The sequence below is a fragment of the Streptomyces sp. NPDC047117 genome (genome assembly GCF_040643545.1).
Classification (GTDB): Bacteria; Actinomycetota; Actinomycetes; order Streptomycetales; family Streptomycetaceae; genus Streptomyces.
Window position 1 is genome coordinate 196,291 of sequence record NZ_JBEYUN010000017.1, and the last position, 15,363, is coordinate 211,653.

A 15,363-nucleotide genomic window follows, 5' to 3' on the forward strand; every position below is an offset into this window, starting at 1 on the left:
ACGTCCCCGCGCCGTGCACCCGTAGGGCCCGCACCGCGCCGCCTCTAGGGGCAGCGGACGATCTGCCCCGCGTAGGAAAGGTTGCCGCCGAACCCGAAGAGCAGGACCGGTGCGCCCGAGGGGATCTCGCGCCGTTCGACCAGCTTGGAGAAGGCCAGCGGCACGGACGCCGCCGAGGTGTTGCCGGACTCCACGACGTCCCGGGCGATCACCGCGTTGACCGCCCCGATGCGCTCCGCTACCGGTTCGATGATCCGCAGGTTGGCCTGGTGCAGGACCACGCCGGCCAGCTCCTCGGGGAGTACGCCGGAGCGCTCGCACACCTGCCGGGCGATGGCCGGCAGCTGGGTGGTGGCCCAGCGGTAGACCGTCTGGCCCTCCTGGGAGAAGCGCGCGGGCTCGCCCTCGATGCGCACCGCGTCGCCCATCTCGGGCACCGAGCCCCACAGCACGGGGCCGATCTCCGGTTCCGCCGCGGCCGTCACCACGGCGGCGCCCGCGCCGTCGCCCACCAGGACGCAGGTCGAGCGGTCCGACCAGTCCACGACGTCGGTGAACTTCTCCGCGCCGATCACCAGCGCGGAGCGCGCCGAGCCGGCCCGGACGGCGTGGTCGGCGGTGGCCAGGGCGTGGGTGAAGCCCGCGCACACCACGTTGACGTCCATCGCGGCGGGCGCCGCCAGCCCGAGCCGGGCGGCCACCCGGGCGGCCGTGTTCGGGGACCGGTCCGTCGCCGTGCAGGTGGCGACGAGCACCAGGTCGATGTCGGCGGGGGCCAGGCCGCTGGCCGCCAGCGTCTTCGCTCCGGCCGCTGCCGCCATCGCGTCCACGGTCTCGTCGGGCGCCGCGATGTGGCGCTTACGGATGCCGACCCGGCTGGTGATCCAGGCGTCGTCGGTGTCGACGAGCTCGGCCAGGTCGTCGTTGGTGAGCACCTTGGCCGGCTGGTAGTGGCCCAGCGCCAGGACGCGCGACCCGGTCATCTTCTCCCCCTGAGGGCGAACGGAAGCGGAACATCGACCTCACAAGTGTTGGCGGTGCGCGCGCGCCACAGGGTGCGAGACCGTACAGTCTTCGGCGCGCGGATCTGGAGACTTCCGACCGTCACCCGGCGATTCCGCTGTGAGCGAGGTGCGGTGCGGCCGAACTGCCGTGCGGGCAGAGTCCGCACCATGAGACTGCTGATTCTGGGTGGTACGGAGTTCGTCGGGCGGGCCGTCACCGAGGCGGCCCTCGCGAAGGGATGGCAGGTCACGGTGTTCCACCGGGGCCGGCACGAGGCACCGCGGGGCGCGGCGGTGCTGCACGGGGACCGCACGACTCCCGAAGGGCTCGCCGCGCTGCGCACGGGGGAGTGGGACGCGGTCGTGGACACCTGGGCCTGGGCGCCCTCGGCGGTGCGCGACGCGGCCCGGCTGCTGGCGGGCCGGGCGGGGCGCTACGCCTACGTGTCCAGCGGTTCGGTGTACGCCTTCCCGAAGGCGCCGGGGATGGGCGAGGAAGCCCCGCTGGTGGCGGGCGCGCCGGATGCGGGCGACGTGCCGTACGAGGAGGCCAAACGGGGCGGTGAGCTGGCGGCCGCGGAGTCCTTCGGCGACGGCGGGGCGCTGCTCGCGCGGGCCGGGCTGATCCTCGGCCCGTACGAGAACGTCGGGCGGCTGCCGTGGTGGCTGACCCGGATCGCCCGCGGCGGCCCCGTGCTGGCGCCGGGGCCGGCCGGCCTCCCGATCCAGTACATCGACGTCCGCGACCTCGCCGACTGGATCCTGCACGCCGTCGAGTCGGGCCTGGCCGGCCCGTACAACCTGGTCAGCAGGAGCGGGCACGCGACCATGGGCAGCCTGCTGGAGGCCTGCGCCGAGGTCACGGGGTCGGACGCCGAGCTGCGCTGGACCGCGCCCGAGGACGTGCTCGCGGCCGGTATCGAGCCGTGGACGGAGCTGCCGGTGTGGTTGCCGCCGACGGGCCCGGACTGGGCGGGGTACCACGACTCCCTGCACCGCACGGGGGTGGAGAAGGCCTACGCGGCGGGGCTGCGCTGCCGGCCGGTGGCGGAGACGGTGGCGGACACCTGGGACTGGATGCGGTCCCTGGGCGGGCAGCTGCCGCAGCGGCCGGACCGCCCCCAGAAGGGCGTGCCTCCGGAGAAGGAGGCGAAGGCGCTGGGCATCGCCGGGCACTGAGGGCCGCGGGCCGTGCCGCCCCGCACCGGTACGGCCCGCACGCGGCGCCCGCCGCTACAGCCAGCCGTTGCGCTTGAAGCCCCGGTGGATCACCGCGCAGGCCGCCACGATCACGAGCATGACCACCGGATACCCGTAGACCGAGTCCTTGCCCCACAGGTGCTCGAAGTTCATGCCGTACACGCCGCACACCATCGTGGGCACGGCCAGGATCGCGACCCATGCGCTGATGCGGCGCATGTCCTCGTTCTGCGCGATGGTGACCTGCGCGAGGTGCGCCTGGAGTATGGAGTTCAGCAGTTCGTCGAAGGCCGTGATGCGCTCGTTGACCCGTGCCAGGTGGTCGGCGACGTCCCGGAAGTAGGTCCGTATCCGCGGGTCGACCTGGGCCAGCGGCTCGGTGGAGAGCCGGTCCAGCGGGCGGTCCAGCGGGGCGACGGCCCGCTTCAGCTCCAGCAGTTCGCGCTTGAGCTGATAGATCCGCCCGGCGTCGGCGTTCCGCCCGTTCTCGGCGAAGACCGCGCTCTCCACCTCGTCGATGTCGTTCTGGACGGCCGCCGTGGCCTCCAGGTAGTCGTCGACGACCAGGTCGGCGATGGCGTGCAGGACGGCCGAGGGGCCGAGCGCGAGCTGCTCCGGCAGGGCCTCCAGGGACTCGCGCAGCGGGCCGAGCGAGCCGTGGCCGCCGTGCCGGACGGTGATCACGAAGTCCTCGCCGGTGAAGACCATGATCTCGCCGGTGTCCACCACCTCGCTGGTCGCGGTGAGCCGGTCGTGCTCGACGTAGCAGGCGGTCTTGAAGACGGTGAAGAGGTTGGTGTCGTACTGCTCCAGCTTGGGGCGCTGGTGCGCGAGGACGGCGTCCTCCACGGCCAGCGGGTGCAGCCCGAACAGCTCCACGATGTCGGCGAACTCCGCTTCGGAGGGCTCGTGCAGCCCGATCCACACGAAGCCGTCCCCCGAGGAGCGGACCAGGCGCACCGCCTCGTCGACGGGGTGATGGCCGGCCAGCCGGGTCCCGTCCGCGTACACCGCGCAGTTGACGACCGCGGTACCGAGCGGTGAGCGCGCCGGGTGGGCCAGGTCGACCCCCTGGCTGCGCTGCTGGGGCAGGCGTACCGCTCTGCGGAGGTGGCGGATCACGGACATGGGCGGCTCCGGGGCGACTACGGTCGGGCGCCGCCCAGTATGCCGATCACGGCCCTCCGGTTCACCCCTCGCCCGAGACGTGCCGGTCCCGGGCGGCCCCGAGCCCCGTGAGGACCTGCGGGACGAGCAGCACGAGCAGGACGACGACGGGGACCGTCCAGGTACCGGAGGCGTCGTGCACGGCGCCCAGGACGGCCGGGCCGGTCGCGGCCAGGATGTACCCGAAGCACTGCGCCATGCTGGACAGCTGCGACGCGTGCCTCGTGTCGGGCGCACGCTGCACGATGAAGAGCAGCGCGAGGCTGATCGCGGCACCCTGGCCCAGGCCGAGCAGCGTCATCCAGACGTAGGCCCCGGACACCGGCGCGGCCAGCACCCCGGCCAGGCCCGCGGCGCACAGCACCGCGCCCAGCGTGGCCAGGTGGCCCGGGCGCAGCCTGCGGCCCGCGATCACGGGGGCCAGGAAGGATCCCGCGATGCCCAGCAGTGAGGAGAAGGACAGCATCCAGCCCGCGTCGCCCGCGCTCATCCCGGCGTCCGTGAGCATGGTCGGCAGCCAGGCGGTCGCCGCGTAGTAGCTGAGCGACTGCAGGCCCATGTAGCCGGTGACCTGCCAGGCCAGCGGGGACCGCCACAGGCCGCGCACCGGATGCGCCGCCTGCCGCGCGGCGTCCGCCGGCACCCGCGTACGGGACCGGAGCTGCGGCAGCCAGACCAGCAGCGCGACCACCGCGAGCGAGCCCCAGCAGGCCAGCGTGGCCTGCCAGCCGAGGCCCGTGGCGGACCGCAGCGGGACCGTCACGCCCGCGGCCAGGGCGGCGCCGCCGAACAGCGACATGGAGTACAGCCCGGTCATCAGCCCGGTCCGGGTGGGGAAGTCCCGCTTGATCAGTCCGGGGAGCAGCACGTTGGCCACGGCGATGCCGGCGCCGATGACGACGGTGCCGGCGAACAGCGCGGCCACCTGGTCGGCCAGTCGCAGCGCGGTGCCGACGCAGATCAGCACCATCGTGCCGAGCAGCGACCGCTCCAGGCCGAAGCGCCGGCCGAGCCGCGGCGCGACGGGCGCGAGCAGGCCGAAGCAGAGCAGCGGGAGGGCGGTCAGCAGGCTGGTGGCGGCGGCCGACATGCCGCTGTCGGCGCGGACGGTGTCGGCCAGCGGGGAGACGGCGACCAGCGCCGGGCGCAGGTTCAGGGCGAGCAGGACGACGCCCGCCGCCAGATAGAGCGTGCCGCGCGCGGTACTCGGGGGGACGGCCGCGGGCTCTCTCGTACGGACGGCGGTCCCGGCCCCTTCCGTGCGTATCGCCGTCCCGGTCTCTTCCGCTGTCATGCCTGCTCCCGAAGGGCCGTGGCCGCCTCGTCGAGGTGCGTCAGCGCGGCCCGTTCCGCGGCGTCCGCGTCCCCGGCCTCGATGGCGTCGACGATCGCGGCGTGCGCGTCGAACTGGTGGCGTACCGCGTCGGGCACGGGCGCCGAGACGACGGACCGCAGCGTGGCGCGCAGCGCGTCGGTGAGGTGCCCGTAGAGATCGGCCAGGACGCTGTTGTGCGCGGCGGCGGCGACGGTGCGGTGGAAGGCGATGTCGGCCTCGATGAAGGCCGCGGTGTCGCCCGCGCGCCAGGCGGCGTCGCGGTCGGCGAGGGCGGCGCGGAGCGCGGTGACGTCCTCCTCGGTGCGGCGCAGTGCCGCGTACCGGGCGGCGTCCCGCTCCAGGGAGGCGCGGACCTCGTAGGCCTCCAGCTCGCAGGAGCGGCGCAGCCTGCGCTGCACGGCCGCCCCGAAGTCGCTGCTGGCGCGCACATACGTGCCGTCGCCCTGGCGCGGCTCCAGCATGCCGGTGTGCACGAGGGCGCGGACCGCCTCGCGAACGGTGTTGCGGCCGACGTCGAGCTGCTCGACGAGCACCGGCTCCGCCGGGATCTTCGTGCCGACCGCCCACTCGCCGGCGGCGATCAGGCTCTCCATCTGGTCGATGACCAGGTCCACCAGGCTGGTGCGGGTGGTGCTGCGCAACGGCATCGGCTGCCGTCCCCTTCCGGTGACCGGACCGCTGAGGGGCCGGGATCGATGTGACGCGAGTACACCGGTGATAGGAACATCCCATGTTTGGACGTGTCAAAAAACCCCGGACCGCGACGGGCCGGGGGCGGTACGAGGAACCGGGCGGGGCGCCGGGCGCTGCGCTGAAACGCGCCGGGGGGCTGCACTGAAACGCGCGGAGGGGTGCCGCGGTGGGGGAGACCACCGCACGTGGCGGGGGGTGAACGCGCGGCCCGGGTGGGCGCGCGCTGTGGGGGGATGCACGCGCGGCGGGGCTCGTGGACCCCGCCGCGCGCTTCAGTGCCGGCCCGTGGTGGCCGGCCGTCGGCCCATGGTCATCGGCAGTCGGCCGACGGCCGACGGTCCCTGTGGGTCAGGACGCCTTGTTCAGGGCGCCCTTGATGCCGTTCGCCCAGAGCTGGTCGACCTTCGCGCGCTCGTTGGCGTCCGGCTGGGCGTTGGTGCAGGACGGGCCGGGGCCGCCACCGGACATCAGCTCGCTGCACGGGCCCTCGTAGTGGTCCGGCAGGCCGAGGACGTGGCCGGTCTCGTGCGTGGTCACGCGGGTGGAGTCGTACTCCTGGTTCTGCTGGTAGTCCAGGAAGACGTAGCCGCGGCCGTGGCCGTCGGTGCTGGCGTAGGAGCCGCGCGGGTCGTTGCCCTCCCGGTACGTGAAGTCCGCGCCGCTGCCCGACTGGAGCTTGACGTTGGAGACGGCGCTGTTCCAGATCTGCGCGCTCGCGGATATCTGCTGCGCGAAGGTGGGCGCGCCGCTCGCGTCGTACGTCACCGTCACCGAGGCGGCGCCGGTCTTCTTCTGCTTGGCGAGCGCCGACTTCAGCACGGCCTCGAAGAAGCGCTTGGTGTCGGCCTTCTCGGCGGCCGAACCGACGTACTGCGCCGCGGTGACCCGGTTGTCCGTCGGGGCGTGCGAGGGGGTGGCCACGGCGGGCATCGCGGCGGCGAGGGTCGCGGCCAGGCCCAGACCAAGGGCGGCGGACAGCGCAGACTTCGGAGATCTCATGTGGGGGGCTCCTTAGTGTCCGGGGGCCCGGCCGAGGTGTGGGGCAACGGCCGGGGCCCGCGGATGAACTGTGGTGCCGCTGAGTCTGCGCGAGATATCCACGGCCGCGGAGATTTCATGTGGCGATAGGACAATCCAATAACCCGTGGGGAATGTGTGGTTCGCGGGGTTTGGGTGGCTGGTGCGACGCGTAAGGACGTCGTTATGCTCCGCGCGTGGAGCTAGAGGTGAGGCACCTACGCGCGCTGTGCGCCATCGCCGACACCGGCAGCGTACGCAAGGCCGCCCGGCAACTGGGCATGACCCAGCCCTCGTTGACCACGCAGCTGCGGCGCATCGAGAACGCCCTGGGCGGTCAGCTCTTCTTCCGCGAGCGCTCCGGCAGCCGGCCGACCCCGCTGGGCCACACCGTCCTGCACCGTGCCCGGCCGATAGTCGCAGAGATGACTGCGCTGGTCGACGAGACCCGGTCGGCGGTGGTGCGCGAGCACGGCACCCGGCTGCGGGTGGGCAGTACGGGAAGCCGCGCGGTGGCCGGCTGGCTGCGCCGGCTGCGGGACCGGCTGCCCGAGACCGACACCACCATCCGCATCGACCTCTCCGGCAACACCCTGCTCCAGATGGTCGCCGCCGGCCAGCTCGACGCGGCCTTCGTGCACGAGGTCGAGGGCACGCCGCTGCGCGTCCCCGAGGGCCTGGTCGAACGGGAACTCCTCGCCCGCGAGCCGCAGTTCATGGCCCTTCCGGCGACGCACCCGGCGGCCGGGCTGGAGTGCGTCACGCTGGCCGACCTCGCCGACGACCAGTGGATGGTCGACCCGTCGGTGGACGGCGAGTGGGCCGGGCTGCGACGGATCTTCACCGCGGCCGGGATGGACCCGCGCGTGGTGCACGGCGACTACCTCGCGGCGGCCGACCTGGTCGCGGCCGGCGAGGTCGTCACGCCCTGCCAGCCGACCTCCCGCCCCCGCCACGGCATGGTGGTCCGCCCGCTGTGCGGCGACCCGCTGGCCGTACGCCTGTTCCTGGCCTACCGCGGCGGCGGCCGGGACACCGAATGGGTCGACGCGCTCTTCGCCGACCTGCGGGCCGCGTACATGGAAGTGGCCTGGTCGAGCACGGCCTACCGCCAGTGGCTGGTGCGCAACGAGAGCCTGCTTCCGGTGGGGTCATAGGCCCTTTGGAGACACGTGCGACGCATCGTCCCGTATGCCGTGCGGCGGACATCCGGGGCGAGGAGAATCCGTAACGGAGGCTCGTGTGCGCGGGGCGGACGGGCGCCCGGAAAAAATCTCCGGGAATTTTCCCGGCCCCTGTCGAGGACCGGCCGCCGGCTCCGACGTCTCCCATGAGAGGCGCCCAGCGGGGACGCCGGAAGCTCCCGAAGGAGTGAGCGACGTGAAGTACATGCTGATGATCCAGGCGAGCCAGGCCCACTACGACGCCATGAACGGCAAGGACTCGGGCACGGTCCGGTGGACCGAGGCCGACCTGAAGGCGATGTTCCAGTTCATGGGGGACCTGAACAACGAGCTCGCCGAGAACGGCGAGATGCTCGACGGGCAGGGCCTGAGCGAGCCCGCGCAGGCCCGCGTCGTGACCCTCGGCAAGGACGGCGTACCGGCCGTCGTGGACGGGCCGTACGGCGAGACCAAGGAGGTGCTCTGCGGCTACTGGCTGCTGGAGTGCGCCTCCCTGGACCGCGCCACCGAGATCGCGAAGCGCATCCTCCAGTGCCCGACGCCCGAAGGCGCCGGCGAGAGCCCCGTCACCATCCGGTCCATCCCCGACAGCGCGCCCTGCGACGCCTGAGCGGCCGCGTGCCGTGGGCGCACCGGAACGCACCGAGGACCTGCTGCGCCGCCTGGCGCCGCAGGTCCTCGGCGCGCTCGTCCGCCGGTACGGGCACTTTGGTCTCGCCGAGGACGCCGTCCAGGAAGCGCTGCTGGCCGCCGCCGTCCAGTGGCCCGCCGACGGCCGCCCGGACAATCCGCGCGGCTGGCTGATCAAGGTCGGGGCGCGCCGGCTGACCGACCTGCTGCGCAGTGAGGAGGCGCGCCGGCGGCGTGAGGAGACGGCGTACGCGCTGACGCCACGCGACGAGTTCCACGCCCCGGCACCCGGCGAGAGCCGCGCCCCCTCCGAGGACGACACCCTCACGCTGCTCTTCCTGTGCTGCCATCCCGCGCTGGCCCCGGCCGCCCAGACCGCGCTGACGCTGCGCGCGGTCGGCGGCCTGACCACGGCCGAGATCGCCCGCGCCTACCTGGTGCCGGAGGCCACGATGGCCCAGCGGATCAGCCGCGCCAAGCGGCGGATCCAGGACGCGGGCGGGCACTTCCGGCAGCCGGCCCCCGAGGGGCGCGCGACCCGGCTCGCCGCGGTCCTGCAGATCCTCTACCTGATCTTCAACGAGGGGTACGCCGCGACCTCCGGCAGCCGCCTGCAACGCGTCGAGCTGGCCCACGAGGCGATCCGGCTCACCCGGGCGCTGCACGCGCTGCTCCCGGAGGACGGCGAGGTCGCCGGGCTGCTCGCCCTGATGCTGCTGACCGACGCCCGGCGCGCCGCGCGCACGGCGCCCGACGGGTCGCTCGTCCCGCTCGCCGAACAGGACCGCGGCGCCTGGGACCGGGCGGCGATCACCGAGGGCGTGGCCCTGGTCAGCGACGCGCTCCGCCGCACGGCGCTCGGGCCGTACCAGCTCCAGGCCGCCATCGCCGCCGTGCACGACGAGGCCGTGCGCCCCGAGGACACCGACTGGCGGGAGATCCTCGGCCTGTACCGGCTGCTGGGCCGGATCGCCCCGAGCCCGATGGTCACCCTCAACGAGGCGGTCGCGCTCGCCATGGTCAGCGGCCCGCGGGCCGGCCTGGACCTCCTCGCCACCCTGTCCGGCGACCCGCACCTGGCGGGCCACCACCGCCTCGAAGCGGTCCGTGCGCACCTGCTGGAACGGGCCGGGGAGACCGCGGAGGCCCGCGCGGCGTACGGACGCGCCGCCGAGCGGGCCCTCAGCCTGCCGGAGAAGCGCTACCTGCAGACCCGGGCGGCGCGGCTGCGGGAGGGGTCCGGCTGACCGCGACGGGACCCGCTGTCAGAGCCGGCGTATCCGTGCGGCGATGCCGTGTCCGACGAGGAGGTAGATGACGGCCGGCAGGCCGTGGTTGAGCACCACCCGGAGGCCCTCGGTGTCCATCGTGAAGATGTCCTGCGACCACCACGCGAGCCCGCCCGCGACGCTCTCCACGAAGTCGACGAAGACGTTCGCCTGATTGGCGCCGAGCAGGTACAGCAGGATCCACAGCACGAGGAACGCCGCGGCGATGTCGGCGATCGTGTGGACGATCAGCGCCGTCCGGGCCGTGCCCGCGCCGTCGCGGGGGCGGCGGTACCGCTCGCGGGGACGGTCGTCGTAGGCCGGCTGCGGCTGTCCCCGGTCGTACGGGGCGTACCCGCCCTGGTCGTACGGGGCGTATCCGGCGTCGTAGGGGCCCTGCGGGGGGTGCGGGCCGGGCGCCGGCACGGAGTCGTGGGGACGGTTCACGGGAATGTCCAATCCGGCGCGGCACGCCTCGGCGACAGGAAAGCGGTCATGGCCGGCGGTGCGCGTTCCGGCCGGGAAATTCCGCGGCTGCGCTCGGCATCCGCATCTCCGTCTGCGCCGGGTGCCGCTGCCGCGTTACGCCCGTCCGCGATACGCACCCAAAAGAATTCCTGGGCGGAATGCACCGGTAAATCCGCCCGGAATCCGCTCCGGCCCGCACCCTGCCCGCGACCCGTCGGCACCGTCCGTGCACGGTGCGGAGGCGGATATTCCGGTGGGGTCGGCCGCACGTCGCTGCGCGTACGGAACCAGCGGATAGGCTGGGAGTGGGCCCGCTGCGAATGGGCAGGAGCCGCCGTCACGGCGAGTACGGGAGAGCGGGTGAACGCCGGTGGGCACGAGCGCACGGATGGCCGCCGTGCTGCAGACCTTGCACCCCGTCCGCGGCGACCGGGGGCTGATCGGCAGTGATCCGGAGATCTGTGCCCGTGCGCTGGGCGTGGACGGGGTGGCCCTGTCCCTGTTGAGCAGCGACCAGGCGTCCGAGCTGGTCTGGGTCTCGAAGAACGGCGTGAGCGGCCCGCTGGAGGACCTCCAGTTCACGCTGGGCGAGGGGCCGGGCGTCGACGCGGTGGCCCGCGGCGCCGTGGTGCTCGAACCGGACCTGGCGCGGCTGCCCGCCGACCGCTGGCCCCTGCTGCTGCCCGAGCTGGCGTCGCTCGGGGTCGGCGCGGTGTTCTGTTTCCCGCTGCTGGTCGGCCGCGTCTGCCTGGGCGTGCTGACCCTCCAGCGGCAGGAAGCGGGGCCGCTGTCCGACGCCGGCATGGACGACGCGCTCATACTGACCGGAGCGCTGACCGCCGTGCTCCTGGACGGCGGCGCCGCGAGCGACGCGCTCATGGCCGCCGAACGCCCGTCCGACCTCTACCGTGCGGCCGTCCACCAGGCGACCGGCATGATCAGTGTGCAGGCGGAGATCCCGCTGTCCCAGGCGCTGCTCCGGCTGCGTGCTTACGCCTACCGGTACGGGCGGCCCATTCTGGAGGTCGCCGAGGACGTGGTCGCCAGGCGCCTGGACTTCCGAAATGATGGACCCGAGCCGGACGAGTCCGGCCGGAAGAGGAGATGATGGCGGTGGCTCCGCAGGAAAGGGTGCTTCAGGCGTTCGGCGAAGCGGTCGGCACGTTGATCGACGACTTCGACCTGATCGACGCCCTGCACCGGCTGTGCGCCCGGGGCGTCGAACTCCTCGACGTCACCGCGGTCGGCATCATGCTCGCCGATCCGCACGACGACCTCCAGGTGCTCGCCGTCTCCGAGGAACACACCCGGCTGCTGGAGCTGTTCGCGCTGCAGGCACACGGCGGCCCGTGCGCGGAGAGCCACCGCTCCGGCGAGCCCCGGGTGAACATCGGCCTTGCGGCGGGCGCCGGGACGGGCCTGCCTCCGGCCTTCGCCGAACGTGCCCGGCAGGCCGGGTACACCACCGCCCACGCGCTGCCGCTGCGGCTGCGGCAGCGGCCCATCGGGGCGATCGGACTGCTGCACGCGGGACCGCACGCGCTCGGCCCCTCGGACGTACGACTGGGCCAGACGCTCGCGGACGTGGCGACCATCGCCATCCTCCAGCAGCACACCGCGGAGCGGGGCAACGTCGAGCGGGCGCAGGTGCAGGCGGCCATCGTCAGCCGCACCGTCATCGAGCAGGCCAAGGGGGTCCTGGCGGAACACTGGGGCACCGGCGTGGACGCGGCGTTCGACGCGCTGCGCGGCTACGCCAGGACGCACCACGAGCGCCTCGCCGGCCTGGCCCGCAAGGTCCTCGACGGCACGCTCGACCCGGCGGCCCTCCGCCCGGCCGACCGGCCCTGACGGTCCCGGCGGGGCGGCGGTCTCAGGCGGAGCCCCGCGGACCGTGCCCGTCCCCGGCCGCCCCGCCGAGCAGCCGGGCCAGCGTCTCCTCGGCGACGTCGGGCAGCGGCCGCCCGCTGCCGAAGGCGTCGGCGCGGAGCCGGGCGAGCGCCTCGTCGACGGGTACGCCCATCCGCTGGGAGAGCACGCCTGCCGCGCGGTGCGTACGGCCCCAGTGGGCCTGCATCGTCGGCGTCGGGTCCCACGGCAGGACGACCGGCGACGTCAGCAGCGCCAGCCCCACGGCGCGGGTCGCCGAGGCCCACTCCTGCAGGGTCGCCTCGTCCGGGTCCCACGGCTCCAGCCGCAGCAGGTCCACCGAGCCGACGGGGTGTCCGCCGTCGCCGTCGGTCATCGGGAAGGCGTAGACCGCACCGATCTCCGGGAGCCGCTCGCGGGCCGCCGGGCCGAAGAGCGGCCACTGCGTCAGCCGGCCGTGCAGATCCGCCACGATCACCGGATTGCCGGTCGAGGCGGCCGTCACGCACGGCCCCTCGCCCATCTCGAACTGCACCTGCTCCAGCCGCAGCGCCGCCGTCCCGCTCGCGTGCAGGAGCTGCCGGTCGGGCGTGTCGGTGAGCAGCGAGAGAGTCACCCCGTCCACCTTCAGGGCCCGGCACAGGGTGGCGCAGAGCACCTCGGGGAGTTCTCGCGGGTCCGCTTCGGTGGCAGCGGCCAGTACCTGCTCCGCCGCGGTGGGCGGCTCTCTCATACGATCACTTGCCTCGTTGGTCCGCGTGGACGGCGTATGAACGGCGTACCCCGACGAGTAACCCAGCAGAGACCAGTACAAACCCCGGTGACGTCATACGTCTGCCGGGGCGCGGGGGCTGATTTCCGCCCGCCGCTCCTCGTACAACGACCGCACCCGGTCCGCCATGACCGCCGGGTGCGGCGGTCTGCGGACCGGGTGCGGTCGAGTCGGCCCGGAGCTGCGCGAGCGCAGACAGGGGGCCGGGGCCCGGGTCAGGCCTTCTTGGTCTCCCAGAAGATCTTGTCGATCTGGGCGATGTAGTCCAGCGCCTTCTGGCCGGTGGCCGGGTCGTTCGAGCCCTTGGCGGCCGAGAGGGCCTTCAGGGTGTCGTTGACCAGCTGGTGCAGCTCCGGGTACTTCTCGAAGTGCGGGGGCTTGAAGTAGTCGCTCCACAGCACCGAAACGTGGTGCTTGGCCAGCTCCGCGCGCTGCTCCTTGATGAGGACAGCGCGGGTGCGGAAGTCCGCATCCTCGTTGGCCTGGTACTTCTCCTGGACGGCCTTGACCGACTCGGCCTCGATGCGGGCCTGGGCCGGGTCGTAGACGCCGCAGGGCAGGTCGCAGTGGGCGCTGACCTTCACCTTGGGGGCGAACAGGCGGGAAAGCATGTTCAGTCCTTCCTCGTGATCGTCTTCTCAGGTGCGAGATTACTCGGTACGGGAAGCCTTTTCTCGGGTGCCCCGGGGGTCTTAGGGCAAAAGTCCAGTGTCAGGCTGGGACTGGTGGAGGAACGGACCGGGAGGTGCCGGATGCCGGAGCAGGTTCATGAGCGCTGGACCGATCAGGGGCAGGGACAGGGCCGGGAGGGCAGGGGACCGCTCCGGACGATCGGTCTGGCCGAGGTGTACAACCCCTCGATGGTGCCCACGTTGCACCCCGGCGACCAGCTGGTGGTCAAGTACGGCGCGGTGGTGCGGCCCGGGGACGTGATCGTGCTGAAGCACCCCTTCCGGCAGGATCTGCTCATCGTCAAACGGGCGGTGGAGCGGCGCGACGGAGGCTGGTGGGTCCAGGGGGACAACCCCTACGTGGCGAACGACAGCCGCGAGTTCGGCACCGTGCCCGACGAGCTGGTAGTGGCCAGGGCATGGCTGCGGGTGCGCCCGCCGCGGGAGGTACGGCGTTCGGTCCCCGGGGTGCTGTCCTGGGCGCTGTCGGCGGTCCGGCCGGTCCGGCCCCTGCGCCCGGCACGCGGCACCCGGCGCTAGCCCGGCGCGGCTAGCCCTCCGCCTTCTCCGGTCCGCCGGCGGCCTCCTGGCGCTTGCGGGCGCGGTAGGCCGCGACGTTGGCGCGGGTGGCGCAGCGGTCGGAGCAGTAGCGCCGGGAGCGGTTGGTGGAGGTGTCGAGGTAGGCGTTGCGACACGGTGCCGCCCGGCAGATGCCGAGCCGGTCCACGCCCAGTTCGGTGAGGTGGACGGCCAGTCCCATGCAGGCGGTGGCCGTGTAGCCGGCGGTGGCGTTGGCGGCGTGGTCGGCGATGTGCAGGTGCCAGTCGGGGCGGCCGTCGGCGTCCCGCATCTCGTGCCCGGAGATCTGGGGGCTGACCGGGAACTCCATCAGCAGGGCATTGAGCAGGTCGACGGCGAGCGTCTCGTCCCCGGAGTCGGCCGCCTCGAAGACGGCGCGCAGCCGGCCCCGTACGGCGCGCAGCCGCGTCACGTCGGCGTCGGTGGCCCGGCGCGCGCTCTGCTGGGCCACGCCGAAGAGGGCGCGTACGGCCTCGACCGAGGTGAGGGTGTCGCCGCCGCGCTCCGGCTGCTCGCTGTTGACCAGTCGCACGGCGTAGTCCGAGTAATAGGCCAGTTCCACTTGTAGTCCTTACCGGGCGAGGGCTAGTCTGCGTGCAGAGCCCGTAATGGGCGTTGTCTGTTCGAGGGTATTACAGGTGGGAGGGGTTCCGGTGGCCGAGGCCGTTGCTCAGGCGGACTGGCAGGCGTGGCAGGAGAGTTGGGACCGGCAGCAGGAGTGGTACCTGCCGGACCGCGAGGAGCGGTTCCGGGTGATGGTGGACATGGTCGAGGCGGTGACGGGCCCCGCGCCGCGCGTCCTGGACCTGGCGTGCGGCACGGGCAGCATCACGGACCGGCTGCTCAAGCGGCTGCCGGGGGCCGTGAGTACGGGCGTCGACCTCGACCCGGCGCTGCTGGCCATCGCCGAGGGGTACTTCGCGGGGGAGGACCGGGTGCGGTTCGTCCGCGCCGACCTCAAGGACCCGCGGTGGACGGCGAAGCTGCCGTACGACTCCTACGACGCCGTGCTGACCGCCACCGCCCTGCACTGGCTGCACAGCGACGACCTGGCCGTGCTGTACGGGCAGCTGGCCGGCCTGGTCCGGGAGGGCGGGGTCTTCCTCAACGCCGACCACATGCCGGACCCGGCGACGCCCCGGCTGAACGCCGCGGACCGGGCGCAGCGGCACGCGCGGATGGACGCGGCCAAGGCGGCCGGTGCGGTGGACTGGAAGGAGTGGTGGCAGCTGGCCGCCGCCGACCCGGTGCTGGCCGGCCCGACCGCCGAGCGGTTCGAGATCTACGGCGAGCACGCGGACGGTGACACGCCCTCGGCGGAGTGGCACGCGCGCACCCTCCGCGAGGCCGGCTTCGGCGAGGCCCGCACGGCCTGGGCCTCGCCCTCGGACGCGATGGTGCTGGGGCTGAAGTAGCCGGAACGACTGAGGGGCGGTGCGGGCCACGGCCCGCCAAAAATCCGACCTCCAGTGAGGTACGATTTTTGGAACGATGATCGGGGAGGA

The 15,363-nt window shown here is 73.3% G+C and carries 16 protein-coding genes and 1 pseudogene; 8 read left to right on the plus strand and 9 right to left on the minus strand.

The annotated features are described in order from the left end of the window. Nucleotides 1–44: 44 nt before the first annotated feature. Nucleotides 45–983 (minus strand): beta-ketoacyl-ACP synthase III, encoded by a 939-nt coding sequence (locus ABZ840_RS29015; RefSeq protein ID WP_361564032.1) that lies wholly within the window; start codon nucleotides 981–983, stop codon nucleotides 45–47. 189 nt (nucleotides 984–1,172) lie between these two features. Between ABZ840_RS29015 and ABZ840_RS29020 the strand changes: the two genes are divergently transcribed. Beyond that, complete coding sequence (locus ABZ840_RS29020; RefSeq protein ID WP_361564034.1) at nucleotides 1,173–2,183, plus strand: NAD-dependent epimerase/dehydratase family protein; 1,011 nt, start codon at nucleotides 1,173–1,175, stop codon at nucleotides 2,181–2,183. Between the two features lie 54 nt (nucleotides 2,184–2,237). On the opposite strand, the gene ABZ840_RS29025 is transcribed toward ABZ840_RS29020, so the two are convergent. The 4 genes from ABZ840_RS29025 to snpA all read right to left on the minus strand — a co-directional run bounded on the left by ABZ840_RS29025 (nucleotide 2,238) and on the right by snpA (nucleotide 6,399). Beyond that, on the minus strand, nucleotides 2,238–3,332 hold the full coding sequence (locus tag ABZ840_RS29025) for a magnesium and cobalt transport protein CorA (protein WP_361564037.1): 1,095 nt from the start codon (nucleotides 3,330–3,332) through the stop codon (nucleotides 2,238–2,240). A gap of 61 nt (nucleotides 3,333–3,393) precedes the next feature. Continuing rightward, nucleotides 3,394–4,665, minus strand: coding sequence for an MFS transporter (locus ABZ840_RS29030; protein ID WP_361564040.1), 1,272 nt, complete (start codon nucleotides 4,663–4,665; stop codon nucleotides 3,394–3,396). Then, nucleotides 4,662–5,354, minus strand: a complete 693-nt coding sequence (locus ABZ840_RS29035; RefSeq protein ID WP_361564042.1) for a FadR/GntR family transcriptional regulator — start codon at nucleotides 5,352–5,354, stop codon at nucleotides 4,662–4,664. The genes ABZ840_RS29030 and ABZ840_RS29035 overlap by 4 nt, the downstream gene beginning before the upstream one ends. Nucleotides 5,355–5,748: 394 nt before the next feature. Next, a complete protein-coding gene (snpA, locus tag ABZ840_RS29040; RefSeq protein ID WP_361564044.1) occupies nucleotides 5,749–6,399 on the minus strand; it encodes a snapalysin in 651 nt (216 codons plus the stop codon). Nucleotides 6,400–6,626: 227 nt separating this feature from the next. Between snpA and ABZ840_RS29045 the strand changes: the two genes are divergently transcribed. From ABZ840_RS29045 to ABZ840_RS29055, 3 genes are all read left to right on the plus strand, one after another. Further along, a complete protein-coding gene (locus ABZ840_RS29045) occupies nucleotides 6,627–7,574 on the plus strand; it encodes a LysR family transcriptional regulator (RefSeq protein WP_361564047.1) in 948 nt (315 codons plus the stop codon). A 223-nt stretch (nucleotides 7,575–7,797) separates the two neighbouring features. Next, entirely contained in the window at nucleotides 7,798–8,211 is a 414-nt protein-coding gene (locus tag ABZ840_RS29050; RefSeq protein ID WP_361564050.1) for a YciI family protein, read from the plus strand. Nucleotides 8,212–8,224: 13 nt separating this feature from the next. Next, nucleotides 8,225–9,478 carry a DUF6596 domain-containing protein gene (locus ABZ840_RS29055; RefSeq protein ID WP_361564052.1) on the plus strand — a complete coding sequence of 418 codons (1,254 nt, stop codon included), beginning with the start codon at nucleotides 8,225–8,227 and terminating at the stop codon, nucleotides 9,476–9,478. A gap of 18 nt (nucleotides 9,479–9,496) precedes the next feature. Here ABZ840_RS29055 and ABZ840_RS29060 read toward each other — a convergent pair. Next, nucleotides 9,497–9,775: pseudogene (locus tag ABZ840_RS29060) on the minus strand (hypothetical protein); the annotation flags it as partial. 562 nt (nucleotides 9,776–10,337) lie between these two features. Here ABZ840_RS29060 and ABZ840_RS29065 point away from each other — a divergent pair. Further along, the gene (locus tag ABZ840_RS29065; protein WP_361564054.1) at nucleotides 10,338–11,075 is read left to right on the plus strand and encodes a GAF and ANTAR domain-containing protein; all 738 of its coding nucleotides are present in this window, start codon (nucleotides 10,338–10,340) and stop codon (nucleotides 11,073–11,075) included. Then, nucleotides 11,075–11,818 (plus strand): GAF and ANTAR domain-containing protein, encoded by a 744-nt coding sequence (locus ABZ840_RS29070; RefSeq protein ID WP_361564057.1) that lies wholly within the window; start codon nucleotides 11,075–11,077, stop codon nucleotides 11,816–11,818. The genes ABZ840_RS29065 and ABZ840_RS29070 overlap by 1 nt, the downstream gene beginning before the upstream one ends. A 22-nt stretch (nucleotides 11,819–11,840) precedes the next feature. Here ABZ840_RS29070 and ABZ840_RS29075 read toward each other — a convergent pair whose 3' ends face one another. Further along, the gene (locus ABZ840_RS29075; RefSeq protein WP_361564060.1) at nucleotides 11,841–12,569 is read right to left on the minus strand and encodes a GAF and ANTAR domain-containing protein; all 729 of its coding nucleotides are present in this window, start codon (nucleotides 12,567–12,569) and stop codon (nucleotides 11,841–11,843) included. Nucleotides 12,570–12,823: 254 nt separating this feature from the next. Beyond that, the gene (gene sodN / locus ABZ840_RS29080; RefSeq protein ID WP_030085982.1) at nucleotides 12,824–13,219 is read right to left on the minus strand and encodes a superoxide dismutase, Ni; all 396 of its coding nucleotides are present in this window, start codon (nucleotides 13,217–13,219) and stop codon (nucleotides 12,824–12,826) included. A 141-nt stretch (nucleotides 13,220–13,360) separates the two neighbouring features. On the opposite strand from sodN, the gene sodX reads away from it, so the two are divergent. After that, complete coding sequence (gene sodX, locus ABZ840_RS29085) at nucleotides 13,361–13,819, plus strand: nickel-type superoxide dismutase maturation protease (protein WP_361564063.1); 459 nt, start codon at nucleotides 13,361–13,363, stop codon at nucleotides 13,817–13,819. Nucleotides 13,820–13,829: 10 nt separating this feature from the next. Here sodX and ABZ840_RS29090 read toward each other — a convergent pair whose 3' ends face one another. Further along, nucleotides 13,830–14,420: a CGNR zinc finger domain-containing protein gene (locus ABZ840_RS29090; protein WP_361564066.1), complete on the minus strand. Its 591-nt coding sequence runs from the start codon at nucleotides 14,418–14,420 to the stop codon at nucleotides 13,830–13,832. A 91-nt stretch (nucleotides 14,421–14,511) separates the two neighbouring features. On the opposite strand from ABZ840_RS29090, the gene ABZ840_RS29095 reads away from it, so the two are divergent. Continuing rightward, nucleotides 14,512–15,273, plus strand: coding sequence for a class I SAM-dependent methyltransferase (locus ABZ840_RS29095; protein ID WP_361564069.1), 762 nt, complete (start codon nucleotides 14,512–14,514; stop codon nucleotides 15,271–15,273). The last annotated feature ends 90 nt before the right edge of the window (nucleotides 15,274–15,363 follow it).